Source organism: Staphylococcus shinii (assembly GCF_017583065.1).
Classification (GTDB): Bacteria; Bacillota; Bacilli; order Staphylococcales; family Staphylococcaceae; genus Staphylococcus; species Staphylococcus shinii.
This window is the reverse complement of sequence record NZ_JAGEVL010000006.1, coordinates 103,094-126,787: the sequence shown is the minus strand read 5'-3', so window position 1 is coordinate 126,787 and position 23,694 is coordinate 103,094. Positions and strand designations below refer to the sequence as shown.

Below are 23,694 nucleotides of genomic sequence, written 5' to 3'. Positions count from 1 at the left end.
TAAATTTTTTGGTTCTAGGTTTCCTTATTGTTATTCTATTTTAATTATTTCCTTTATAATAGACAGATATAATAATCGTGTCAGGTGGTGAAATAAAATGAAAAGTGCAATTCGCACTTCCCTTTTAATATTGAGTATAATTTTAATAATTAGTGAGCTAGTCTACGGCATCCCTTTCTTTGGAGGGAGTATCATTCTTAGTTTGGGTTGGCAACCATTACTAATAAGCATATTGCTTTATTTTGTAATGATGATTATTTTAATCGTAGATAAGCAAAACGCTATCAAACCTATGATGTTTATTCCATTATTAGGTATTATAGGAAACATTATTGCCTTTATACCTGTCGTAGGAATGATAGTACATTGGATTTTATTCTTCTTAATGTTATTTTTTGTCTTTATCTTGTTATCTACGCCACTTTATGTTCCGAATAAGCACGCTAAAGTTATTTATACAGAAGATAGACGAAATAATAAATAGCTCTAATAGTGATTTATTATTAATATAGATAATTTTTCTACCATTATAATGAAGAAACGTGTTCTTTCTATTATTTACCACTAAAAAATTTAGTTCTAATATTAGCTTTGCTTTTGTTATAGATAATTTAAAAGCGCACATTGCTCTATGTCAGACGACAAAGATAATGTGCGCTTTTCTATATTTATATTATCCGTGAACAAATACGAAATAAAGGATAAACAATATCATTAATGCATACATAATTGGGTGTACTTCTTTATGACGTTTCGAAATAAGCATCGTAATCGGGTAGAAAATAAATCCACATGCAATACCAGTAGCAATTGAATATGATAAAGGCATCATTATAATTGTTACAAAGGCAGGTACTGCTACTTCAAATTTCTTCCAATCTATTTCTGCAAAGTTTGCTGCCATCAACACGCCAACTACAACTAATGCTGGTGTGGTAACAGCACTTGTTACTACTTCCATTAATGGGCTGAAAAATATCGCTAGCAAGAAACAGAACCCGGTTATGACACTTGCAAAACCTGTTCTAGCTCCAACTGCAACACCTGAACTTGATTCAATATAAGAAGTTGTTGTTGTTGTACCAAATATTGCACCAACAATTGTCGCTAATGAATCTGAGAACAGTGCACGTCCAGCTCTTGGGAGCTTATTATCCTTCATGATACCTGCTTGTGTAGCCACAGCAACAAGTGTGCCTGCAGTATCAAAGAAATCAATAAACAGGAACGTTAATATTACAATTAAGAACTGGACTGTAAGTAATTGACTTGGATCTTTGAACGCTTCAAATGCTGCTCCAAAAGTCGGCTCTATACTTGGTACTTGCCCTACAATAGCACTTGGTGTATGTATAAGCCCTGTAATCATACCTACAATAGAAGTAAGTGCCATACCAACAAAGATAGCTCCAGGTACTCTTAAAGCATACAATACAACAGTAGCTATAATACCAAATATTGTTAGCAACACTGGTCCATCAGTAATATTTCCTAATGTTACTAATGTAGAATCGTTACTCACAATTATCCCAGAACTTTGTAAACCTACAAAGGTTATGAAAAGTCCAATTCCTGCTGATACAGCCATTTTCATCTGATAGGGTATAGCATTTATAATTGTTTCTCGGAGCCCAGTCATTGTTAAAAATGCAAAGACTATTCCGGAAAACAGAACCCCTGTTAAACCAATTTGCCATGGTATGCCCATGGTTAATACAACTGTAAATGCAAAGAATGCATTTAAACCCATGCCTGGTGCTAGCCCGATAGGATACCTTGCTATTAAGCCCATAAATAATGAACCTACAAATGCCGCAAGAGCTGTAGCAACAAAGATTGCGCCTTGGTCCATCTTCATATTTTCAGACACGCCATCAACGCCTGCTAAACTAAGTACTTGAGGGTTAACAGCTAATATATATGCCATAGACAAGAAAGTTGTAAGCCCACCAAGTATCTCTCTCTTATAGTTTGTTTCGTGTTTATCAAACTTGAAATACTTTTTCACGGTTAGTTCTCCTTTTTTTAAAATACCTACATATTCTAATACCAAACGAACTTTTTTACAATAGCAAACACGAACCTTACTTTATTTTTCGTACCATTTGTTCGATAAATCTAGAACTTCAGCCCTTTTAATGCGTCTTGGAACGGGTTATTTTCTAATCCTTCGTCTTTATTCATATATTTTTTTAAATCTTTTTTATTTACTTTGTCTGATTTTTTATTTTTATGACGCTTCTCCATTTGGGCTTGTGTTTCTGTATGACCACACACACAACGATATACTGCATCTTTACCTTTACCGAATAGCGTCATTTTCTTGTGGCAATTTGGGCAACGGGCATTTGTTTTTCTTTGTACATTTTTCTTCGTCTTACATTGCGGATCTTGACAGACTAACATTTGACCATTTTTTGTTTTCACTTTAATCATAAATTTACCACATGTTGGGCATTCTGTTGTTGTTAAATTATCATGTTTATAATTTTGTTCACTTTCTTTAATCTCAGCTACAACTTCATTAGTGAATGACTTCATTTCAGTTATAAATTTATTTGCATCATATTTACCTTGTTCTATAAGGGTTAGCTTTTCTTCCCATTCTGCGGTTAATAATGGTGAAGTTAGTTTCTGAGGTGCTAATTCTAATATTTGCTTCCCTTTGGATGTAATTCTTATTTTGCCATCTCTAGATTCAATTGCGTTCATATTAAAGAGTTTATCAATAATATCCGCTCTCGTAGCAACTGTACCTATACCGCCTGTTTCTTTTAATGTTTGATTATGTTTTTTATCAGTTAAATCAAAGAATTTTTGTGGGCTTTCCATCGCTTTAAGCAATGTCCCTTCATTAAAATATGGAGGCGGTGTCGTCTCATGTTGATCTATTTGTATATTACTAATACTTAGTTTTGCACCTTTTTGCAGTTGCTCCATTTGAGCATTAATTTTTACCTTATCTTCATATACTTCTTTAAAGCCTATTTTAGTAGTCACTTTATCTTTAAATGTGAATACGTAATCCTCAACACTCAACTCTATCGACACAGCTTCGTATTCATGAGGTGGCATTAGGTTTTCTAAATATCTTTGTGCAACCATCATATATATTTTCGATTCTCTTTGGCTTAATTGCCCCATGTCTGGCCGTACCTCAGTAGGGATAATCGCATGATGATCTGAAACTTTGCTATTATTCACAAACTTTTGCTTTGCTGTAAATGATTGCGATATTTGTTTTTTCGCAATATCTTTTAATGAAGTTGCCATAATTGCTTGTAATCTATCTTTTAAAGTATCTACCATATCATCAGTTAAATAATTAGAATCCGTACGCGGATACGTAACCAATTTATGACGTTCATATAACGCTTGTAATGTATTCAATGTCTCTTTTGGGCCTAAGTTAAAACGTTTATATGCATCTTGCTGAAGGTCAGTTAGACTATATAGTTGTTGTGGATATGCTTTTTTATGTGATTTAGTAATTGTTGTTATTTGAGCTGGGTGGCCTTTAATTTCTCCTCTTATGCTTTCAAACGCTGATTTATCCGGATGTGACTGTGGTTTAGCACATTGAAAAGTTAACCCTCCTGCATCGATTGACATAGTATAGTATGTTTTCGGTTTAAATTGTTTGATTTCATTCTGTCTCATCTGAACTAATTGTATTGTTGGTGTTTGCACACGCCCTAGCGATAGTTGTGCATCATACTTAGTAGTTAAAGCTCTCGTAGCATTAATACCTACAATCCAATCTGCTTCACTTCTCGCTAACGCAGCATAATATAAATTGTTAAATTTGCGACCGTCTTGAAGTTTGCTAAAACCATCTCTAATTGCTTTTTGTGTTACTGAACTAATCCACAAACGCTTAATTGGCTTTTTATTATGTGCTTTATCTAAAATTAAGCGTGCTACAAGCTCTCCTTCTCTCCCAGCATCGGTTGCAATAACAATGTCTTTCACATTTTTATTATTAATCAATGATTGAACAGTTGAAAATTGTTTTCTAGTCTTACTAATAACAACTGTCTTCATTTTATTAGGTATGATTGGTAAATCATTAAGTTTCCATTCTTTATAATTCGTATCATATTGTTCTGGAGTTGCGTTAGTTACAAGATGACCTAATGCCCACGTGACAATATATTTATTATTTTCAAAGTAGCCATTACGTTTTTCGTTGATATTAAGCGTATTTGCAATGTCTCTACCTACTGAAGGTTTCTCAGCTATAATTAATGATTTCATAATTTCGCCCTTTCAAATTCAATATAATATATATTGTAACATGTATGTAGCACATCAAAACTTCCATTTATTCAAAAAAGTTCTTATAATTAAATTAAGCGATCATTCTATGGAGGTATTGTTATGAAAATTATTCAGTTAAATGACTATGATCAAATTGTAAAGTTTATTAATAACGCTGATTATCATACCGCATCTTATTTATATAAATTACCACAAGCACACGAAAATGTTGAAACTGCTATCAGACAAGCTATAGACGATCCTGGTGTATTTGCTCAAGTCGATGAACAAAATGAAATCGTTATGCTTATCTTTGCATTTAAATATGAAGATAATAAATATAAAGTTATTGGTCCTTTCATCGATAAAAAGAGTGAATTAACTACTGAGTCATTTAAAATTTTATTTGAGACTATGGCGCAAAGTAAACCTGATACAGCTAATTTTAATTTTTCCTTTGAAGAAAATGAACAAAATTATTCCTCTTTTATGAAATCAATTCAATCATCATATAGTTTTACAGATTATCATTTAATATCAACACAGGACATTGGTACTGTAGATAATATCCAAAACATAACAGACTATCATCCAGCTTATTATCGTTCGTTCAAAAAATTACACGAGCACACATTTAAACATGATGTCATGACCGCTGCAGAAATTGTTAATTCATTGGATGAGCAACATAAACTTTTTGTTTTCATGTCTGAAGGTCTTCTTAAAGGCTACTTATACTTACAAATATATGAAAAGACTAAAAATGCTGAAATTAAGTATTTCTCTTCTCATACAGATTATAGATTTATGGGAATCGCATTTGACTTATTATCGCACGCCTTAAATTTTGCATTCTCTAATTATGATATTGATAAAACATATTTCAAGATTAGAAATAAAAATCACACACTAGTAGAACGTTTTAACGAATTAGGTTTCTATATTAATTACGAATATAAAAAATTCAAATACGTAGCTGCACATCTCTAAACTATATTATTTAAAATAAAATCTTTTTAATTATACAAAAGAGAGTAATAGTCCACTATTGCTCTCTTTTTGCAATTTAATTATAAAAAAAATTGCAAATTATAAACTAATACTTTTACTAAAATAATAGTTTGGTTTAGAATGAATGTTTGTAAACAATTGTTGGTGATTGTTTTAAGGGGAGAAAAACAAATAGAGAGAGAGTGAGTAAAAGTATGGATTTATTAATTGCTTTATTACCCGCGTTATTCTGGGGTAGTGTAGTTTTAATTAATGTTCTTGTAGGTGGAGGTCCTTATAATCAAATTAGAGGGACAACTTTTGGTGCGTTAATCATCGGTATTATCTTATTACTTACAGGTAATGCTAAATTTGATGACCTTACGATTATTATCGTTGGTTTAATTTCTGGTGCTTTCTGGGCATTAGGACAAGGTTATCAATTAAAATCTGTCAGCCTTATAGGTGTTTCAAAAACAATGCCTATTTCTACAGGTTTACAATTAGTTGGTACAACGTTATTTAGTGCTATTTTCTTAGGTGAATGGAGTACTGGTGTGCAAGTTACATTAGGACTTGTTGCTATGGTATTACTTGTTATCGGTATTGCTTTAACATCTATTAAAGGTAAAAATGAAGAATCAGAAAGTACCAAAAACTTTGGTAAAGCGATGCCTATCCTTTTAATTTCTACTGTTGGTTATGTTGTCTACGTAGTAGTAGCACAAATATTCGGCGTCGATGGAATGAATGCTTTATTCTTCCAATCTATAGGTATGGCTATTGGTGGTTTAATACTATCAGCTAAACATGAAACATCAGTTAAAAGTACACTATGGAATTTAATCCCAGGTGTTGTGTGGGGTATCGGTAACTTATTTATGTTCTACTCACAACCAAAAGTTGGTGTAGCAACTAGTTTCTCATTTTCACAGTTATTAGTTATTGTATCTACACTCGGCGGTATTTTCCTATTAGGCGAGAAAAAAGACAAACGTCAAATGATTGGTATTTGGGCTGGTATTGTACTTATCGTTATTGCAGCCTTTGTACTCGGAAATATTAAAGCATAATTATAATTAAGAGATATGACCATGCTTTAGATTGTTACTAATTAAGGAGGAGTTTGAATATGTTCAAAGATTTAGAAGGCAAAGTAGTAGTTATCACAGGTGGTAGTAGCGGCATTGGTAAAGCAATGGTAGAACAATTTGGTAAAGAAAAAGCTAAAGTTGTTATTAACTATCTTTCAGAAAGTTCATTAGACGATGTTGCTGAATCTATCAAATTAATTGAAGATGCAGGCGGACAAGCAATTAAAGTACATGCAGATGTATCAAAAGAGGAAGATGTAAACAATTTAATTAAAGCAGCAGTTGATACATTCGGTACATTAGATATTCTTATTAATAATGCTGGTTTCGAAAAACCAATTCCAACTCATGAAATGCCTCTAGAAGAATGGCAAAAAGTTATTGATATCAACTTAACTGGTGCATTTATCGGTTCAAAAGCAGCTGTTAATCAATTCCTTAAAGAAGATAAAAAAGGTATTATTCTTAATACATCAAGTGTTCACGATAGAATTCCTTGGCCAAACTATGTAAACTACGCTGCTAGTAAAGGTGGTTTGAAATTAATGATGGAAACAATGTCTATGGAATATGCTCAACACGGCATCCGCATTAACAATATCTCACCTGGGGCTATCGTAACAGAACATACAAGAGAAAAATTCTCTGACCCAGAAACACGCGCTGAAACATTAGAAATGATTCCAGCCAAAGAAATTGGTGAAGCTGATCAAGTTGCAAATGTTGCACGTTTCTTATGTTCAGATCTAGCTGACTACATTCATGGTACTACAATCTATGTAGATGGTGGTATGACAAACTACCCAGCATTTATGGGCGGTAAAGGCTAACTTATATTTGTCAATTAGACTTAATCTTGTCTAGCGACAAATCGTTTGTTAAGACCATTTAAACTGAAATGTCTTTTCAAAAACGATATTGTTGTCATACCCCACCAACAATATCTAAATTAACATTTATAATTAAAGTGCTCGAGACAATAAACTTTTGTCTCGAGCACTTTTTATTTTATTCATATATATATAGTGTTAAATTAAACTGAAATGTATTATTATTCTTGTTTTTCAATTAATAAAGCTAATAAATAGAGGAGAGTTTAAGCTACTGCCCATATAACGATTAAGGTTGCGGCAATTAATTGCCGCAACCTTAACATGTGTTTGATAAATAAAGTATTCATTAAAAACGTTTTATACAAATAAAGCTTGATAAATATATAAAATGACAATGCTAATGACAATCGTTAAATTAGTGACCATACCTACTAGTGGTAAAGTTTTATATTTAAATTGTATGGAGTAAGGTATGATAGCTACGCCAACTGGTAATAACCAGGCAACTTGTAGAGTTGTTTTGATCATCTCATCGTCAACTGGTAAAAAGAAATGTACTAATAAACCAGCAATAATACCTAAGCCATAGTGTATAGCTAAATATTTAAGAGCAATTGGTAAGAATCTCTTATCAATACTGAAGTTTAACATCAGACCTAGTAAAATCATTGATAATGGCATATTCGCACCTGATAACACAGAGAAGAAATCAATTACTGGCTCTGGAAAATGAATATCAAGCATATTTAAGATAAACATTATAATATATGTCATGAGTGGCACCGATTTAAGCAAGTTTTTCCCTAAATATTTAAAGTCGAAACTATCCCCTGCACTACTAAAATAGCTACCGACAAAGTAAGTTACACCAAACATGATAATAGCCCCACCTATATCAGCCATACCAAAGTATATCATCCCTGTTTGTGGCCATATCGCTTCAACGAGTGGATACGCAAATAACCCTATATTTAACGAAGCCATCATCATGCCAGTGGCACCACGAATCTGATTATCATATTTTATAAATAACCAGACCACAATAATTTTGGCAAGAATACCATAAATAATCATCATTATTGGTAAAATTGAAAGTGATAAATCTAATTCTGCACCGTTCAAATTAACTATTACTAGCGAAGGCAATGTGACATTTAATACTAAGGTAGAGAATACTTGACTATCATTCGCCTTAAAGTAATTAATCCTCTTTAATGTATAACCCAATGCAATCAGTATAATAATTATGATAAATTGTTGAGTCACAATAATCCTTCTTTCATTACATTTTTTCGTTTTCAATCCATTTTCATACTTTAACATAAATGTTGGTTATTTTAGAAGCTTTCGATTTCATGTTATAATTTTAGTCAAACTCGTGTAGTCCAATGCTATATAAAAAAAGGAGTGACTAGCAATGAATTTAAATGATAAATTAGCAGAACTTAAATATGATTATGTCAGATTACAAGGCGATTTGGAAAAAAGAGAATCCGTCAACCAAGATGTAGACCCATTGGTAAGACAACTTGAAGAGATAGAAGAAGAAATTGCATCTGTGCGTTCAGAAATTAGTCAAAAAGAACATAGATAACATCCTAGTCAATCTATTTTTTACATGCTAAGATTAAGAGCGAATATAGAAAGGATGTCAACGTATGCAACTATATCTTATCTTGTTACCAATACTTTATCTAATTGTGAGTTACATAAGTATATTTAAAATGAACACAATCATCACTCGCATTTTGCGAATAATTATGGCTTTATTATTATTATTCGTAGTAGCAATTACAACACTTTCATTCCCTGCAATCAACTGGTGGGTATTTATCCTACTCTTACTATTAGTTGGTAACGTGGAAATCACAAGTTTTAAAAGTGGTAAAAAAGATCAAAAAGCAGTACAAATTTTAAATATTATTACGATTATTTTATTTGTAATCTATGCTATTTTAACTTTAGTATTATATTAATATAACATTTGAATACTTATATAAATGTGAGACCGCAATCAAATTTTACATATTGATTACGGTCTCGTCTTTTATGCATTAATTGAATGTGAGCAGAAACGGCTTCTATATAAAAATATTCATTCCATTAGTTAAACTTAAACAAGAGTGCTTTAACACATGAATAATCCGAGACACATACTTATGCCTCGGACTCTCTTTATGCTTATTTAAATTATTTCTTTTTGCGTATTACTTTGTCTTTTAAAGTAAATAATATTTCATAAATAACCGGAACGACAATCAATGTTAATAATGTAGAAGATATCAATCCTCCAACAACAGTTGCTGCCATACCCTTAGAAATAATGATTGAACTATCTTCACCAAATAACATTGGCGCAAGTGCCCCTATTGTAGCTAATGCTGTCATTAGTATTGGTCTAATACGTGTTCCACCAGCTTCTAATAGCGCCTCTTTCATTTCTAGACCCTGCTTTTGTTTATTAATCACTCTGTCTATTAACACAATAGCATTAGTAACAACAATACCTATCAACATCAACATACCAATCATACTTGGTACAGAAATGGTTTCTCCCGTAATGACTAATGCGAGTACTACACCAATTACTGTGTATGGTAAAGAGAACAATATAGTGAAAGGTGCAAGTGCCCCTTTAAATGTTAGCACTAGCACTAAATAAACAATGATAATAGCTGCTAACATGGCGAAAGCTAATTGAGTAATTGCATTACTAATATCTTCATTCGCGCCTCCTACGTTTATTTTCACATTCGTAGGCGTATCAAGGTCGTTCACTTTAGATAACACTTTTTGAGCCGTACCACCAACATCGTCGTTCGTCACTTTAGCTGAGACGGTAGCAGTATAATCACCTGCTTTTGTTTCAATCTTATTCGGTGTTTTAGTTTGTTCTAATGTAGCTATATCGCTTAATTCTATTGTTCGGCCTATCGGTGTTTGTAATTCCGTATTTTCTAACTTCTCTTTCGACCAATCTGTTTCTTTATCTTCCTTAATCTTCACATCAATGGATTTCCCTTTTTCTTTTACAGTAGTAACACTTTGTTCAGGTGTGTTTTGATTTAGGGTCATCGCTAATTGTGATGCTGACAAGCCATATTTAGCGGCTTCATTCTGATCTACTTTAATATTATATTGATCATATGTCTGTGTTAAATCAGATTTGACATTAGCCATACCACTAATGTCTTTCATTTCATCTTCAACTTTATTAACTGTACCTTTAATGGCTTCAAGCGTTGGTCCAGTCACTGAAACTTCAAGTTTATTATTACTACCACCTGTTCCCATATCTTGATTTGCCCATTCACCTGGATGTTTAAATTTTTCTATGTGTTGTAACACTTTATCTGGCTCTTCATCAAAATTTGGTGTATCTGAATCATATTCCACCATAATTGCCATACTGTTTGAGCTACCAGTTGGGTCTGTAGGTGATGCGCCCCCAACAGAATATTGTACAGTTTTCACTTTATCTTTTTTATTTAAATATTTTTGAACTTGTTCTGCATGATTTAACACACCTTTTTTCGTTTCTCCAGGTTTTGGTGTGTAGGTTAATGCCATAAATTTATCTTCACCCGTAGAAATAAAACTAGTTCCTAACTTAGCTGCACCTAATCCAATACTTGCTATTAAAATAATCGTACTAATTAAGATAACAAGCCATTTGTGATTTAATGACCATTTTAAAATTGTTTTATATTTTCTACCAATAAAACCTAGAGACTCTTCTTTATGGTTTTTAACGCCTTTTTTAAAGAATGTAGCACTTAAAGCAGGCACAATTGTAATAGAAACAAGCAACGACGCTAATAAACTAAAAGCTATCGCTAATGCGAAAGGTCTAAACATTTCACCAACAGAGCCAGTGACAAATGCTAGCGGTAAGAACACGATAATCGTTACAATCGTTGATGACATGATTGGTTTAAATACTTCACTCGTTGCACTTACAATTAATCGATCTCCTGATAATGACTCATTTCTATCTGATAATCTTCGATAAATATTTTCTACTACTACAATTGAATCGTCTATGACCCGGCCGATTGCAACCGTTAATGCGCCTAATGTTAGAATGTTTAGTGATACATCCGATAATTTTAAAGCAACCATCGCTATTAAAATAGACATCGGTATTGAAACAACGGCAATTGCTGTTGTTCTAATATTCCTTAAGAATAATAAAATAACAATAATTGCCACAATCGTACCTAATATCGCTTTTTCAATCATGGTATACAGTGCGTCTTCAATCGGTTTTGCTGTATCCATTACTTTTGTAGCAACCATATCTGGGTTTTCTTTAATAAGTTTATCTATTTCTTTTTTCGTATCTTTAGCTACTTGAACTGTGTTTGCATCTTGCGCTTTTGTAATTTGTACGTTTACAGCATCTTTACCATTTGTTTTAGATATAGATTCACGTTCATCTCCGGCTGTTACATCTGCAATATCTTTTAATTTAACTGAAGGTATTTCAGCTTCTTCAGATTGGCTACTCAATGAAGAACTGTCCGATTGTGCCTGAGCGTTAGCTGAAGTTTGTGGCTCACTTTGTCCATTAGATTCTTGCATCATTTGATCGCTTGAATCACCTTCACTTTGTGACTGCGCAGCACCTGAACTAGCACCAACAGATAATGGTATGTCTAAGTTTTTAAGTGCATCTACAGATGTAAATTCACCATCAATAACAACAGATTTTTCCGTATTATTAAATTGGAATAATCCCAGTGGCGTTTCACTTGTAGCACTTTTCAAATACTGTTCAATGCTATCTTTGGTTAAACCATTACTTTCAAGTTTATCTTGATTAAATTTAATAGAAACTTCACGTGATGTTTGACCATTTAGTTGGGCATTTTGTACACCATCTATTGTTTGTAGTTTCGGTATTAATTGATGATTAATTTTGTTAGTTGTATCTTTTAAGTTATTATCTTTAGTGGTAAATGAATATGCTACAATCGGAAAGGCGTCCATTGAATTTCTTGAAAGTTCAGGTTCTTCGATACCCTCATCAAATTTGATTTTATCAATTTCTTTTTTTAAATCATTTTCCGCTTTATCCAAGTCTACACTTTCTTCATATTCTACTGTAACCATAGAAGCATTTTGTATGGACTGTGCTGTGACATTTTTAACACTAGCCATCGATCTAACTTGATCGTCAATCTTATCACTGACGTCTTCTTTAACTGTTTCCGGCGTAGCACCTGGCATAGAAGTTTGTACTGTAATCATTGGAGATTCTACATCAGGTAATAATTCCAATTTCATTTTAGCACTAGCATATAATCCACCTAAAACAACCAATATTACCATTAGAAATATGGCGAATTTATTCCCCAACGAAAACTGCAACATTTTCTTTATCATATAATTTCCCCTCTCCCTTTTCTTAAGTAAGACACATTCTGTAGTAATAATAAATTTTCCCTTTTTGATGCGTTAACATTAATTAATATAAATACCGGTAAAATATGTATACATAAATAGCGCACGTTATATAGTTTATTAAATTAATTCTAAAACTTTATAACGTGCATGCATTTGAATTTGATTGCTTATTTATTTTTTAATTTTCTTGATAATTTAATTTTTGCTTTAGTAAGTTTAGGTTTAAAATTCTCAATAACTTGATATAGTGGTTGATTTAATACATAATCAAATTCACCAATTTTTTCACTCAAATAAGTGCCCCAAACTTTTTTAAATGTCCATAAACCATAATGATCAGAAGTTTTATCAGGATCGTTATCTGTGCCCCCAAAATCATAAGTCATGGCGCCATGCTCTCTAGCATACTGCATCATTGCAAATTGCATATGATGGTTTGGTAAGAAATTACGATATTCATTTGAAGAAGCACCATATAAATAATATGATTTATTACCTGCGAACATTAACAATGCGCCTGATAAGTATATACCTTCTGGATGATTAGTTTCTAATGTAACCATTTCATCAATCAGTTCTTGCGTTTTACTGATTTTATTATCTGCATCGTTGATTTTATTAAGTGTCTTTTTATCTTGTTTCTTCTCAGCTAGTTTTACTTTTTCAGCTTCAATTTCTTGTAATTCTTTTCTTAATTCTTGTAAAACTGGTTTGGGTTCTAATTTAACTAGGAATAACTCTGCATCACCGTCAGGATGTAAGGCATCATAGATATTCTGGAAATAGCTAATATCTCTTGTTAAAAAACCATCACGTTCTCCTGTAATCTGCATTAAATTAGCAAATGTTTTTAAACCTTCTCTATTTGAACGTTCAACTGTCGTACCACGTTTTAATGCTAATCTTACTTTTGAACGATTACGACGCTCAAAACTTTGAATCAATTCTTCATCTGTTTTGTCGATTGGTGTAATCATTGTCATTCTTGGTTGTATGTAATCTTTAGATAGTCCTTCTTTAAATCCTTTATGTTTAAAACCTAATGCACGTAAATTGGTTAAAGCTTCCGCACCTTTATCTACTTCTACATCTGGATCAATCTTAATTGCATACGCTTTTTCTTCTTTAGCAATTTGCATAGCAGCTTCCAACAATGTCTCTAAAGCCAACTTATTACTATAGTCAGTAACAAAACCACGTGAAATATAACAAAGTGTATAAGGCAACTTAGGCACTTTTTTAAACAACAGTTGTCCTACACCCACAATTTCTCCTTCTTCTCCAACTGCGATACGTCTTGAATACCAGCCAGTTAATGTCTTGGTTTCAGCCCATTTAGTTAATTGTAATAAGTCACCTTGCGGATGAGCTTTAACAAATGCATCATGCGCTTGATTAGTGATATTCATCTTTTCCATAAAAACCGATTTCTCCTTTATCAATTCAATTCTTTGATATTATATATTGTTTTATTCTAATTTTCACATACAAACCATCATTTGCTATACTATAATAAATATAGAAATGAGGTTTTTTTATGAGGATTTTTATTACTGGTTTACTATTATTAATTAATTTAATTTTCATTTTTCAAGCTATCAATGAACCACTTACAATTTCATATTTAAGCTTAAGAATCATTTTAGCAGCTTTCACATTTATAATATCTGTTTATTTAGTATTATTGCGTACTCAAAAAATTTCTACTTACTTAGCTATTTTAACACTTATCATATCTTTGATACACATATTCATAATTGCACATAGTGCATATTTATATATTTATTAGTCTGCTATAAATTTGTAACTTAAACCACGTATAATTAATGTATAAGGGGACGTTGTTTTATTATCTTTTATAGTGACTGATTTATAACCTGAATCATTACCATCACTAATGTTAAATAATATTTCATCCCCCATTAATTTTAATGTTGTGACACTTTCTGTTTCGTTTATAATTTCCATATCAAACCAACGTTGCCACTTATTCACTGTATGTTCACGCTCAGTACTAGTCAATTCAACAGATTGAATTATAAATTCATTTTGACGTAATGATGCTAACTTTTCATTCCGCGTATCTTCTTGTTCATTCCATTGGATAAAAAATGGGGGTTTTACTCTATAATCTGGGTCAGCAATATATAATAATTTCCAAGACGTTTTATCGCCTTTCATATTCTCTCTTTGCATGTTTACAGGACCAATAACCTCTACATCTTTTTTTTCTAAGTCTAATTTTAATTGCTCAATATCTTGTGTACGAAAGGCTAATGTTTTTAAACCTTGTGCATAATTATCTTGAACTATTTTAGAAGGAAATGACACCCTGCCCTCATCAGTTTTAATTATTTTTTGTAAGACATCCGGTTTGTATACATCAATTAACTCAATATATGCATTGTTTAAGTAAGCCAACCTATTATATGTACCTAATTTCTCGTGTTGTCCACCTTGTTGTAAAGTTAGCAAATGTCCTGGATATTTAAAGTTGTCCAAATGTTGTATATAGTGTACTAAATGATCTAATTTTAAATATTGCATAACTTTTCTCCCCTGTTTTCGTCTTTAACCTAATCATAACAAATTGCGTACCACTTTACTTCTTATAAACAGCCAAATAATTTGTTAATTCTATCCATATCACAATTTTTCACCGTTACTTAAAAAGATACTATTGATTTATTTACTAAAAAGGTTTAGAATATTATTCGTTATTAAAAGTTAGCTTTGCTAACTATTTTCAGGAGGTTATTATGAATACATCTAGTATATTCAATAATTTAATTGCAATTTACCGACCTTATACAAAGTTATTTTCACCTATATTTGAAGATTATGACTTATACCCTGCACAATGGTTAGTAATGAAAGACATTGCGCTTAATTCACCAACTACTTTAGTTCAAATTTCTAAACGTCGCGCAATCGAAAAACCTACGACTCGTAAAATTTTAAAAGTACTCTCTGAAAAGTCTTTGTTAAAGATAGAAACAGGTGATGATAAAAGAGAAAAATTATTATCTTTTTCTGAAGAAGGACAAGACCTTTATGACAAAATTAATAAACGTGTGTCTATCGTGCAAGAAGAAATCATTCAAAAAACTGGTTTATCTGAAGATGATTTGCAATATACAGTTAAAGTCATTGAAAAAATTCATAAAGAGATAACAAAAATGGAGGAAATATAATATGAATCAATCATCATCCATGAGATCCCCTATATGGACTAAAAGCTTTAATATCAATTTTATAACGAACTTTGCAATATATCTTAGTATGTATTTACTTATCGTTATTATAGCCAGTTATACTAAATCAGAATACAATGTTTCTGATAGTATCGCTGGACTCGTTTCAGGCTTATTTATCATTGGCTCACTAATTGGTCGATTCGCGACCGGTAAATATGTTAATAAAGTAGGCCCAAAGACCATCTTATTAATTGGTTTGATATTCTTAATCATCACGCAACTCTTTTATTTTATAGAAGGATCATTGGCGTTATTAATGTTTACTAGATTAATTAATGGAATTGCTACAGGCGTTACTACTACCGCAACAGGGACAATTGCAGCATATGTAACACCAAATGATAGAAAAAGTGAAGGTATCAGCTTATTCTCATTAAGTCTTGTTATTGGCGCCGCAATAGGTCCTTTCTTTGGTTTATTACTTATCAATACTTTCCCAATTAAATTATTATTTTTGATTTGTTTGGTCTGTGGCATTGTTAGTTTTATTATTTCATTCTTTGTAAACCTAGAGTTTAAATTAGAAGCAAAAACGCAAACTACGTCTGAACAAGTTAAAAATAAGAAATTTAATATCAACAATTATATCGCAAAAGAAGCAGTACCTGTTGCTATCATTATGTTAATATCAGGTCTAACGTATTCCTCAATTCTTACGTTTTTACAGTTCTTTGCACAAGAAATCAACCTTGTAACTATATCTAGTTACTTCTTTATATTTTACGCTATCGCTTCGTTAGTTACTCGACCAATAGCAGGTCGCTTAATGGACCAAAAAAATGAAAATGTTATTGCATACCCAGCATTCTTTTTCTTAATTATTACTTTTTTAACCTTGAGCATTACAAATAATGGTTGGTTACTTATTCTAGCTGGTTTATTCTTAGGCGCTGGTTACGGTAATATTTCTTCTTGTATGCAAGCAATTGCTATAAAAGTATCTCCACCTGCAAAATATGGCATAGCTACTTCAACTTATTTCATAGGACTTGATTTAGGCCTTGGTTTTGGACCATATGTATTAGGCTTTATCACTTCTTCTGTAAGTTACGCACAACTTTACGCCATCATGGCAATCATTGTATTGATAACTGCAATTATTTATTACTTTTTACATGGTAGAAAAGTAAAGCAATTAACTTCTAACTAGAAAATATTTATTTAATATTATTTTATTATCTAACTATGGTAATAAAATAGTAAGGATAAGAATCTAGAATATAAAATTCTTGTATTAGTGAAAAAAGACGATTTCTATTGAAATAAAATAGAAATTGTCTTTTTCATTATTGTTTTGGTTATAGTTAGCTCGTTAATTTAGTTTAGTCGTGTTTATTAAATTATACGTAAGGGCGTTATTTTTCTAAAGTATTATAATGTAAAATTATATATAAATGTGAGGTATTTTGGCGAGACTTTTGAGGGAACAGGATAAGCTGAGGACTACAGGCTGAAGCTGTCCCTTAAGAAAGCGAGCCAACAATACGAAGTATTGAATAAAAAGAAGCACTCAGATGATTTGAATTGATGTGCCCCCCAAAAGTTAGACTAAAAATCTAACTTTTAGGGTTCAGTACAGAATTAAAACATCTGAGTGTTATTTTTCTAGGATTTATGCCCCAACCTAATCTTTACTTTTGTAGTTATATCACTTATGTATCATTTTGTTGGTTGTGCAACATTAATTTGCTCAACCTCTTTAATGATGCCATCTAATAACTGTTTTTGAGCATTATTGTAATAATAGAAAACTTGTCTTTCGTCTGTCTCAGAACGAACTTTCGAAATCAATTCTTTTTTGTAAATCTTTCTTATAATTACGTCGATTTTACTAGTATCCCAAAGCATTTCGAAATGAAGGGCATCTCGTAATTCTTTACCACTTATTCTTGTAGCTTCGTATACTTTAAACAATACAACAAATTCTTCAATTGACATTTTACGCTTCGATTTTAACCAATGCTTTAACTGACACAAATCTCTTTCAGATGTTATAAAATATGATACTTTACTATCCATAAAAATGGCCTCCTTATTGACTACTCTAGTTGTTTTATTTGGCTTTACTTAATGAATAAGCTTCAAAAGTATTATATAACACTTTCTTCTTTTAATCTATTATTTTTAATCGAAAAGATAAATATTTTTTTCTATTGAACATTATTTATATCACTTAAAATGAATATCTTTAAAAATTTGTATTCCCTAAAATGTTTCAACCTCGATTAACCTCTTTATTTAACATTATTATTTTATAATTCTTTAATCTCTTTATGATATGATATAATTATAGTAGTGTTTGCTATGCTAATGTGTTTGTTTTTATTTTATTTTTAAAAACAAAATAATCCCTATTAAAGTAAGCAATGTATGAAATGCCTACTTTAATAGGGACGTAGTAACAAGAAATGAGTGACCCCATTCAAGCAATGTAATGATTACGTCGATGTTCTTAATATTTAATGATAATAGCTATTATCATTAAATAAGTTAATTAAATTAACCACCAATATAATTCATGTTTATTTTTTTACGTTTTCTATTTTCAACTGTTTGGGCTGTACGTTCATCTGAATAACGATCATCTCTTATATTCCACAGAAGCTTAAATTGTTCAAATAACTCGGTATCAGTCGCGCCATTTCTCAAATATTCTTTAACATCAAAACCATCTACTGTACTAAATAAACATCCATAGAACTTGCCATCTGATGAAAGCCTCGCGCGTGTACATGTAGAACAAAAAGATTGAGAAACGCTTGTAATCAAACCAAATTGCGCTTCAGTGCCTTTATGTTTATAATATTTAGCCACTTCCCCATAGTATTTAGGGCTAACAGCTTCAATATCAAAGTCTTTTTCAATCATTTCTAACATTTCATCTTTCGTAACAACTTTACTAAAATCCCAACCATTATCATTACCGACATCCATAAATTCGATAAATCTAATTTCAATTTCCTTATCTTTAAAATATTGAATCATTGGAAGAATTTGATTATCATTAACACCCTTTTGCACAACAACGTTGACTTTCACCTGAAAACCAATAGAAACAGCATAATCAATCTGTTGTAGGATTGTTGAAGCTTTAATATTCCTGTTATTTATGTCTTGGAATACTTCATCCTCAATCGCATCAAGACTTACATTTATACGTCTTAAACCAGCGTCATATAGCTTTTGACCATGTTTTTTTAATAGCAAACCATTGGTAGTAAGGCCAATATCTTCAACTCCATCAATTTGATTTAATTTGTAAATAAGTTTATCTAAATCACGTCTTAATAACGGTTCTCCACCTGTTATTCTTATCTTTTTTACACCTAACATTGTATAGACTTGAGCTATACGTACCATTTCATCAAATGAAAGCAGTTCATCTTTAGGTAAGAACACAAAGTCGTCACCAAATATTTCTTTTGGCATACAATAATCGCAACGGAAGTTACATCTATCAGTAACTGACAATCTTAAATCGCGAATGGGACGTCCGAGTTTATCAGTTATTTGTTCTACCATAACGTTAGGCCTCCTTATCTATTTAATATATCTTGTTGTAAAGAGTCCAAATCTTGTTGATAATTTATATTTTTATACCAATAGTCTGGTGATTCTATAGTATCTACACTTAGCCAGTCACTTTTAACTTTACTATATACATTTTTTAAACTGAAATCGTCTGAAACTAAAGCTTCGTTCATCGTCTTTAATGTATGTGGGCTGTAAAAAGCCAAAGTCGGTATAGGCCTTCCCTGTTCATGAAAACCTGCAACATCTAATTGATCCTCTATCAAATGTTCCACCATAAATTGATATAATTTACTAATTGCTTTTTGCGTTATCATTGGTGTGTCAACCGAAATCACAAAAAAGAGTTCTTCATTTTTATATAAGTTCATCACGGAACAAATACCTGCCAAAGGGCCTTTACCTTTATTTTGATTATCATCAATAACAATATCTTCATAATCAAATTGTGTGGCTAAATCTTCATTTGTACTTATTATGATTTGATTAAACATATTTGTTGCTTCTAGCACACTAATAATTCGCTTATAAAAATATTGCGAGTCTATTTGTGCAAAAGCTTTTGGTTTGCCGAATCTCTCTGATTGTCCTCCGGCAAGTATAATAGCCTTCATGTCTTATTTACCCTCCGCTAACTGGTGGAATTAATGCCACTGTATCATTTGGATGTACTATGTCATCATGTTGAACGAATTCTTCATTAATTGCAATTTGAAATTGTTTATCATTGATTTGTGGATAACGTTCAAATAAATCTGTTAAAAATTCATCTACCGTAATATCATAACTCAAATCAATATCTTCAGATGTTTTCGCTAATATATCTTTGATTTCTGCAAAGTATAATACCCTCATTTAGAATCATCTCCTTTAACAGCATCATAATAATTACCATGTTGATGTCCTTGCCATTGTGCGCCATCTTCCCATATTTCTTTTTTCCAAATAGGCACAATTTCTTTAATGCGTTCTATTGCGTATTCATTTGCACGATACGCATCTTTACGATGGGGAGATGAAACACTTATAAGTACAGCAATATCTGATATCTTTAGTGGTCCTATCCTATGAACAATCGCCGTTAAGGTCCCTGGCCATTTTTTTGAAATTTCATCACCTATTTGCGCAAGTTTCTTCTCTGCCATAGGAATATAAGCTTCATATTCAAGGTATTCTGTTTTTATCCCTTTTGTCCATTCTCTTACATGTCCTGTAAAAACTACAATCGCACCCTGATGTTCATTTAACACAAACTCCCTGTACTTTTCTGTTTGTATGGGTTCATTCACTACTTCAAACTGCTTCATTTAATGCATTCCTTTTATCTTAAAATAAGTTAATAACCAATTTTCATAATGCTCCATTGCATTGATATCATTCATTTTCATATAATACTGTACATTGGAAAGCTTGGCTAAAGCTTGACGCTCATTTTCATTAGTGTAAACGACTACTTTATCAAAACCTGCATTTTTAAAACCTTCTACCAATATGATGTCACTGTCTATTGTAACAGATTCATTTATGATTTCCTCAAGACTTTGTTTCTCATTTCTCGTCACTGTTTGTTGATATACATGCCCCTGTACAATGCTTTGATCAGCACCAGCATGAAAATGTTTCATATGATCCACCTGATCTTTTTGTAACGTAATATCATCATCTTGAAAATCCTGTTGATATTGTCCATGGTGCTTTACAGTAGCAACGGTTAAGTCATGTGCTTTCAAAAGTTTAATTGTATGTGACATCAAAGTGGTCTTGCCTGAGTTTTTAAAACCTACTATTTGTAGAATCATATAAAACAATCCATTTCATAAGCTTGTGACTCCGTTAAAATAACATCTACTGTATACCCTTTTTGATATCCTCTTGTTCCCCCTGGCAACATTATCATCGCATTACTGTGTGCAATAGCAACCACTGCACCCGATTTATTAAATCCAGAAGGTACGACTGTCATCGCTTTTCCATTAAAAGTAGCTGTTGCACGTACGAAACGGGTAAATGGATTAGCTTTGGTTAAATCTTCCATTAAAGTCGCCTGGATAATTTGAGGATAAATAGCTGTTGCCCCCATCATATGTAGTACGGCAGATTTAACGTACAGTTCAAAACCTGTAAAACATGCAGAAGGATTACCAGATAAACCAAATAAATATTTACCATCAGCTACTGCGACTGTTGTTACACTACCAGGTCGCATGGCAATTTTATTAAATAATACTTTCGCATTAATCGCGTCATAAATTTGTGGTAAATAATCAAAATCACCAACAGAAACACCTCCTGTTGTGATAACAATATCATGTTTAGACATAGCATCTCTTACTACTTGAATACTACTCTTCAAATCATCCTCTTGAATTTGGTAAGATGCTACATCTAAACTTAACTTTTGACTTAAGGCTACAATCATAGGCCCATTTGAATTTCTGATTTTACCTGGTTCTAATTCATCACCAACTTCTAGTAACTCACTTCCGGTAGCAATAATACCAATACTAGGTTTATCAAATACTTTAACGTGAGTGTAGCCATACGTTGCTAGCACGGCTATACCGCCTGGATTGATTTGTTGACCTTTATTTAATACTATATCACCAATCTGTGTTTCCTCACCTTTTAAAGACACATTCTCATTGATATCAAAAGATTTTCTTATAGTAAAACTTTGTTTATCTTCTACTGTTTGTTCTAACATTACTACTGCATCTGCACCTTTTGGCATTTCAGCGCCTGTCATAATACGTACCGCTTCAAAAGGCCCTACTTCTTTTTCAGAAACTGATCCTGCACCTATATGATCAATCACTGTAAAAGTAATTCTATGATTTCCACTGGCACCTTCAGTATCTTTACTTCTCAATGCAAATCCATCATAAGGCGATTTATTAAATCTCGGGATTTCATATGTAGCTACAATATCTTCCGCTAATATATAATTAGCACTGTCTTCTAAAGGCACTTCAATTTGTTTAGTATATATATTTTGGCTCACAACACGATCGATTGCTTCTCTTACTGGGATTGGATTTCTTTTTTCAACTGTCATTTAAAATCTACTCCTTAAAAAAATGGATTTCGTGATATACTAGGAAACGATTAGGAGGGATATCTTTGTCTGAATTCACACATATCAATGAACAAGGTAATGCTAAAATGGTTGATGTCTCAGAAAAAAACATTACCAAACGTACAGCCATTGCGCATTCAAGTATTACAGTTAATCAAGCAATTTATCAGCAAATTGTCGATAATACAAATAAAAAAGGCAATGTACTCAATACTGCACAAATCGCAGGTATCATGGCAGCAAAAAATACTGCTGATATTATTCCTATGTGTCACCCATTACCGCTTACTGGGATTGATGTTTCATTTAACTGGAAAGAAAATGCCACATCGTTTACTTTAAATATCCAAGCAAGTGTTTCGACAACTGGAAAAACTGGCGTCGAAATGGAAGCACTTACCGCAGCTTCTGCAGTTGCGTTAACCGTTTATGACATGACTAAAGCTTTAGATAAAAGCATGGTTATCGGTGAAACATATTTGCTATCTAAAACTGGTGGTAAATCTGGTGATTTCCAACGACCGAATTAATACTCAGTTATGTATTTTTAACTAGTATATGCCGCGCTAAATTGCATATAATAATATGATTTATGATATTACTGGCCTTAAACTTATATTGTTTTTGGTAAATGGATATCATCACGTGTAACAAATATTGAACCAATTTACTTAGGAGCGAAATGATTAAATCAATTGATGTTTTTGATTTTTATATCGCTCCTGCTTTATTTTGTTATTTCTTGGACTAAATGATTTAATTCAGGTTTTATTAGCTTGTTTAAAGCTAATCTAACTGCACCGGTAGAACCAGGTACACTAAAAATTAATCGTTTTCCAATTGTCCCTGCAATCGCCCTTGATAATATTGCACGACTACCAACATCTTCAGTATAACTAAGATATCTAAACAACTCTCCAAATCCTTCAATTTCCTTTGTGATAAGAGATGACACTGCTTCTATGGTCACATCTCTTTGTGCGATACCTGTCCCACCCGTAGTGATAATCACGTCAATATCTTCAGTCAACCATTGTTTTAACTGAGTCTGTATAGCAGACATATCGTCCGTTACAATGCGGTAATGATTTTCGTCAATATGAACGTTTAATTCAGATAGGAGCGATATTGCTAATTGACCGCCTTTATCTGTATCGTAATTTCTTGTGTCAGATACAGTTAGTATTGCGCAATTTATATCTTTATCCAACTTTACGTTCGTATGCATCGTTATCAATCCTCCT

At 32.1% G+C, this 23,694-nt stretch carries 23 protein-coding genes; 9 read left to right on the top strand and 14 right to left on the bottom strand.

Translation table 11 applies throughout. The features are described from left to right. Positions 1-97: 97 nt before the first annotated feature. Entirely contained in the window at positions 98-484 is a 387-nt protein-coding gene (locus J5E45_RS09335) for a hypothetical protein (protein ID WP_208182112.1), read from the top strand. A 189-nt stretch (positions 485-673) separates the two neighbouring features. On the opposite strand, the gene J5E45_RS09330 is transcribed toward J5E45_RS09335, so the two are convergent. Continuing rightward, positions 674-2,008, bottom strand: a complete 1,335-nt coding sequence (locus J5E45_RS09330; RefSeq protein WP_039069500.1) for an NCS2 family permease — start codon at positions 2,006-2,008, stop codon at positions 674-676. Positions 2,009-2,118: 110 nt separating this feature from the next. After that, positions 2,119-4,257: a DNA topoisomerase III gene (locus J5E45_RS09325; protein WP_208182110.1), complete on the bottom strand. Its 2,139-nt coding sequence runs from the start codon at positions 4,255-4,257 to the stop codon at positions 2,119-2,121. 123 nt (positions 4,258-4,380) lie between these two features. Here J5E45_RS09325 and J5E45_RS09320 point away from each other — a divergent pair, with 123 nt between their 5' ends. The 3 genes from J5E45_RS09320 to J5E45_RS09310 all read left to right on the top strand — a co-directional run bounded on the left by J5E45_RS09320 (position 4,381) and on the right by J5E45_RS09310 (position 7,174). Then, positions 4,381-5,250, top strand: coding sequence for a GNAT family N-acetyltransferase (locus J5E45_RS09320; protein WP_039069502.1), 870 nt, complete (start codon positions 4,381-4,383; stop codon positions 5,248-5,250). 215 nt (positions 5,251-5,465) lie between these two features. Next, positions 5,466-6,323, top strand: coding sequence for a RhaT/GlcU family sugar-proton symporter (locus J5E45_RS09315; RefSeq protein WP_069792420.1), 858 nt, complete (start codon positions 5,466-5,468; stop codon positions 6,321-6,323). Positions 6,324-6,382: 59 nt separating this feature from the next. Continuing rightward, positions 6,383-7,174: a glucose 1-dehydrogenase gene (locus J5E45_RS09310; protein ID WP_039068001.1), complete on the top strand. Its 792-nt coding sequence runs from the start codon at positions 6,383-6,385 to the stop codon at positions 7,172-7,174. Positions 7,175-7,534: 360 nt separating this feature from the next. Here J5E45_RS09310 and J5E45_RS09305 read toward each other — a convergent pair whose 3' ends face one another. After that, positions 7,535-8,443 (bottom strand): AEC family transporter, encoded by a 909-nt coding sequence (locus J5E45_RS09305; protein WP_101051089.1) that lies wholly within the window; start codon positions 8,441-8,443, stop codon positions 7,535-7,537. 151 nt (positions 8,444-8,594) lie between these two features. On the opposite strand from J5E45_RS09305, the gene J5E45_RS09300 reads away from it, so the two are divergent. Then, on the top strand, positions 8,595-8,771 hold the full coding sequence (locus tag J5E45_RS09300) for an SE1832 family protein (RefSeq protein ID WP_172643876.1): 177 nt from the start codon (positions 8,595-8,597) through the stop codon (positions 8,769-8,771). Positions 8,772-8,835: 64 nt separating this feature from the next. Then, on the top strand, positions 8,836-9,153 hold the full coding sequence (gene mspA / locus J5E45_RS09295; RefSeq protein WP_039068004.1) for a membrane stabilizing protein MspA: 318 nt from the start codon (positions 8,836-8,838) through the stop codon (positions 9,151-9,153). A 214-nt stretch (positions 9,154-9,367) separates the two neighbouring features. Here mspA and J5E45_RS09290 read toward each other — a convergent pair whose 3' ends face one another. The 3 genes from J5E45_RS09290 to J5E45_RS09280 form a co-directional block, all read right to left on the bottom strand. Beyond that, positions 9,368-12,565, bottom strand: coding sequence for an efflux RND transporter permease subunit (locus J5E45_RS09290; RefSeq protein WP_208182109.1), 3,198 nt, complete (start codon positions 12,563-12,565; stop codon positions 9,368-9,370). Between the two features lie 188 nt (positions 12,566-12,753). Next, a complete protein-coding gene (locus J5E45_RS09285) occupies positions 12,754-14,004 on the bottom strand; it encodes a lipid II:glycine glycyltransferase FemX (RefSeq protein WP_039068006.1) in 1,251 nt (416 codons plus the stop codon). A gap of 367 nt (positions 14,005-14,371) precedes the next feature. Next, positions 14,372-15,133: a VOC family protein gene (locus tag J5E45_RS09280; RefSeq protein WP_069792418.1), complete on the bottom strand. Its 762-nt coding sequence runs from the start codon at positions 15,131-15,133 to the stop codon at positions 14,372-14,374. A gap of 212 nt (positions 15,134-15,345) precedes the next feature. Between J5E45_RS09280 and J5E45_RS09275 the strand changes: the two genes are divergently transcribed. Together J5E45_RS09275 and J5E45_RS09270 are read left to right on the top strand one after the other, a co-directional pair. Next, positions 15,346-15,780, top strand: coding sequence for a MarR family winged helix-turn-helix transcriptional regulator (locus tag J5E45_RS09275; RefSeq protein WP_208182105.1), 435 nt, complete (start codon positions 15,346-15,348; stop codon positions 15,778-15,780). A gap of 1 nt (position 15,781) precedes the next feature. Continuing rightward, complete coding sequence (locus J5E45_RS09270; protein ID WP_039068011.1) at positions 15,782-16,993, top strand: MFS transporter; 1,212 nt, start codon at positions 15,782-15,784, stop codon at positions 16,991-16,993. A gap of 509 nt (positions 16,994-17,502) precedes the next feature. Here J5E45_RS09270 and J5E45_RS09265 read toward each other — a convergent pair. The 7 genes from J5E45_RS09265 to J5E45_RS09235 all read right to left on the bottom strand — a co-directional run bounded on the left by J5E45_RS09265 (position 17,503) and on the right by J5E45_RS09235 (position 22,429). Further along, entirely contained in the window at positions 17,503-17,862 is a 360-nt protein-coding gene (locus J5E45_RS09265) for a transcriptional regulator, SarA/Rot family (protein ID WP_208182103.1), read from the bottom strand. Positions 17,863-18,342: 480 nt separating this feature from the next. Beyond that, entirely contained in the window at positions 18,343-19,365 is a 1,023-nt protein-coding gene (gene moaA, locus J5E45_RS09260; RefSeq protein ID WP_069792416.1) for a GTP 3',8-cyclase MoaA, read from the bottom strand. Positions 19,366-19,379: 14 nt separating this feature from the next. Continuing rightward, the gene (gene mobA, locus J5E45_RS09255; protein ID WP_039068015.1) at positions 19,380-19,988 is read right to left on the bottom strand and encodes a molybdenum cofactor guanylyltransferase MobA; all 609 of its coding nucleotides are present in this window, start codon (positions 19,986-19,988) and stop codon (positions 19,380-19,382) included. Between the two features lie 7 nt (positions 19,989-19,995). Then, positions 19,996-20,229, bottom strand: a complete 234-nt coding sequence (moaD, locus tag J5E45_RS09250; RefSeq protein WP_039068017.1) for a molybdopterin converting factor subunit 1 — start codon at positions 20,227-20,229, stop codon at positions 19,996-19,998. Then, on the bottom strand, positions 20,226-20,681 hold the full coding sequence (locus J5E45_RS09245) for a molybdenum cofactor biosynthesis protein MoaE (RefSeq protein WP_039068018.1): 456 nt from the start codon (positions 20,679-20,681) through the stop codon (positions 20,226-20,228). Before J5E45_RS09245 ends, moaD begins: the two co-directional genes overlap by 4 nt. After that, on the bottom strand, positions 20,682-21,173 hold the full coding sequence (gene mobB, locus J5E45_RS09240; protein WP_101093818.1) for a molybdopterin-guanine dinucleotide biosynthesis protein B: 492 nt from the start codon (positions 21,171-21,173) through the stop codon (positions 20,682-20,684). After that, positions 21,170-22,429 carry a molybdopterin molybdotransferase MoeA gene (locus J5E45_RS09235; protein ID WP_069792413.1) on the bottom strand — a complete coding sequence of 420 codons (1,260 nt, stop codon included), beginning with the start codon at positions 22,427-22,429 and terminating at the stop codon, positions 21,170-21,172. Before J5E45_RS09235 ends, mobB begins: the two co-directional genes overlap by 4 nt. A gap of 65 nt (positions 22,430-22,494) precedes the next feature. Between J5E45_RS09235 and moaC the strand changes: the two genes are divergently transcribed. Beyond that, complete coding sequence (gene moaC / locus J5E45_RS09230) at positions 22,495-22,980, top strand: cyclic pyranopterin monophosphate synthase MoaC (RefSeq protein ID WP_039068022.1); 486 nt, start codon at positions 22,495-22,497, stop codon at positions 22,978-22,980. Positions 22,981-23,177: 197 nt separating this feature from the next. Here the strand turns inward: moaC and J5E45_RS09225 are convergent, their stop codons facing one another. After that, the gene (locus tag J5E45_RS09225; RefSeq protein ID WP_172643877.1) at positions 23,178-23,684 is read right to left on the bottom strand and encodes a MogA/MoaB family molybdenum cofactor biosynthesis protein; all 507 of its coding nucleotides are present in this window, start codon (positions 23,682-23,684) and stop codon (positions 23,178-23,180) included. Positions 23,685-23,694 lie beyond the last annotated feature (10 nt).

Excerpts from the sequence above, each read along its gene's own strand:
- mobB (WP_101093818.1), bottom strand. The coding sequence starts at position 21,173 with ATGATTCTACAAATAGTAGGTTTTAAAAACTCAGGCAAGACCACTTTG.
- J5E45_RS09235 (WP_069792413.1), bottom strand. The coding sequence starts at position 22,429 with ATGACAGTTGAAAAAAGAAATCCAATCCCAGTAAGAGAAGCAATCGAT.
- J5E45_RS09285 (WP_039068006.1), bottom strand. The coding sequence starts at position 14,004 with ATGGAAAAGATGAATATCACTAATCAAGCGCATGATGCATTTGTTAAA.
- J5E45_RS09275 (WP_208182105.1), top strand. The coding sequence starts at position 15,346 with ATGAATACATCTAGTATATTCAATAATTTAATTGCAATTTACCGACCT.
- J5E45_RS09335 (WP_208182112.1), top strand. The coding sequence starts at position 98 with ATGAAAAGTGCAATTCGCACTTCCCTTTTAATATTGAGTATAATTTTA.
- J5E45_RS09245 (WP_039068018.1), bottom strand. The coding sequence starts at position 20,681 with ATGAAGCAGTTTGAAGTAGTGAATGAACCCATACAAACAGAAAAGTAC.
- J5E45_RS09290 (WP_208182109.1), bottom strand. The coding sequence starts at position 12,565 with ATGATAAAGAAAATGTTGCAGTTTTCGTTGGGGAATAAATTCGCCATA.
- moaD (WP_039068017.1), bottom strand. The coding sequence starts at position 20,229 with ATGAGGGTATTATACTTTGCAGAAATCAAAGATATATTAGCGAAAACA.
- J5E45_RS09310 (WP_039068001.1), top strand. The coding sequence starts at position 6,383 with ATGTTCAAAGATTTAGAAGGCAAAGTAGTAGTTATCACAGGTGGTAGT.
- J5E45_RS09270 (WP_039068011.1), top strand. The coding sequence starts at position 15,782 with ATGAATCAATCATCATCCATGAGATCCCCTATATGGACTAAAAGCTTT.
- J5E45_RS09280 (WP_069792418.1), bottom strand. The coding sequence starts at position 15,133 with ATGCAATATTTAAAATTAGATCATTTAGTACACTATATACAACATTTG.
- J5E45_RS09265 (WP_208182103.1), bottom strand. The coding sequence starts at position 17,862 with ATGGATAGTAAAGTATCATATTTTATAACATCTGAAAGAGATTTGTGT.
- J5E45_RS09320 (WP_039069502.1), top strand. The coding sequence starts at position 4,381 with ATGAAAATTATTCAGTTAAATGACTATGATCAAATTGTAAAGTTTATT.
- mspA (WP_039068004.1), top strand. The coding sequence starts at position 8,836 with ATGCAACTATATCTTATCTTGTTACCAATACTTTATCTAATTGTGAGT.
- J5E45_RS09300 (WP_172643876.1), top strand. The coding sequence starts at position 8,595 with ATGAATTTAAATGATAAATTAGCAGAACTTAAATATGATTATGTCAGA.
- mobA (WP_039068015.1), bottom strand. The coding sequence starts at position 19,988 with ATGAAGGCTATTATACTTGCCGGAGGACAATCAGAGAGATTCGGCAAA.
- J5E45_RS09315 (WP_069792420.1), top strand. The coding sequence starts at position 5,466 with ATGGATTTATTAATTGCTTTATTACCCGCGTTATTCTGGGGTAGTGTA.
- moaA (WP_069792416.1), bottom strand. The coding sequence starts at position 19,365 with ATGGTAGAACAAATAACTGATAAACTCGGACGTCCCATTCGCGATTTA.
- J5E45_RS09325 (WP_208182110.1), bottom strand. The coding sequence starts at position 4,257 with ATGAAATCATTAATTATAGCTGAGAAACCTTCAGTAGGTAGAGACATT.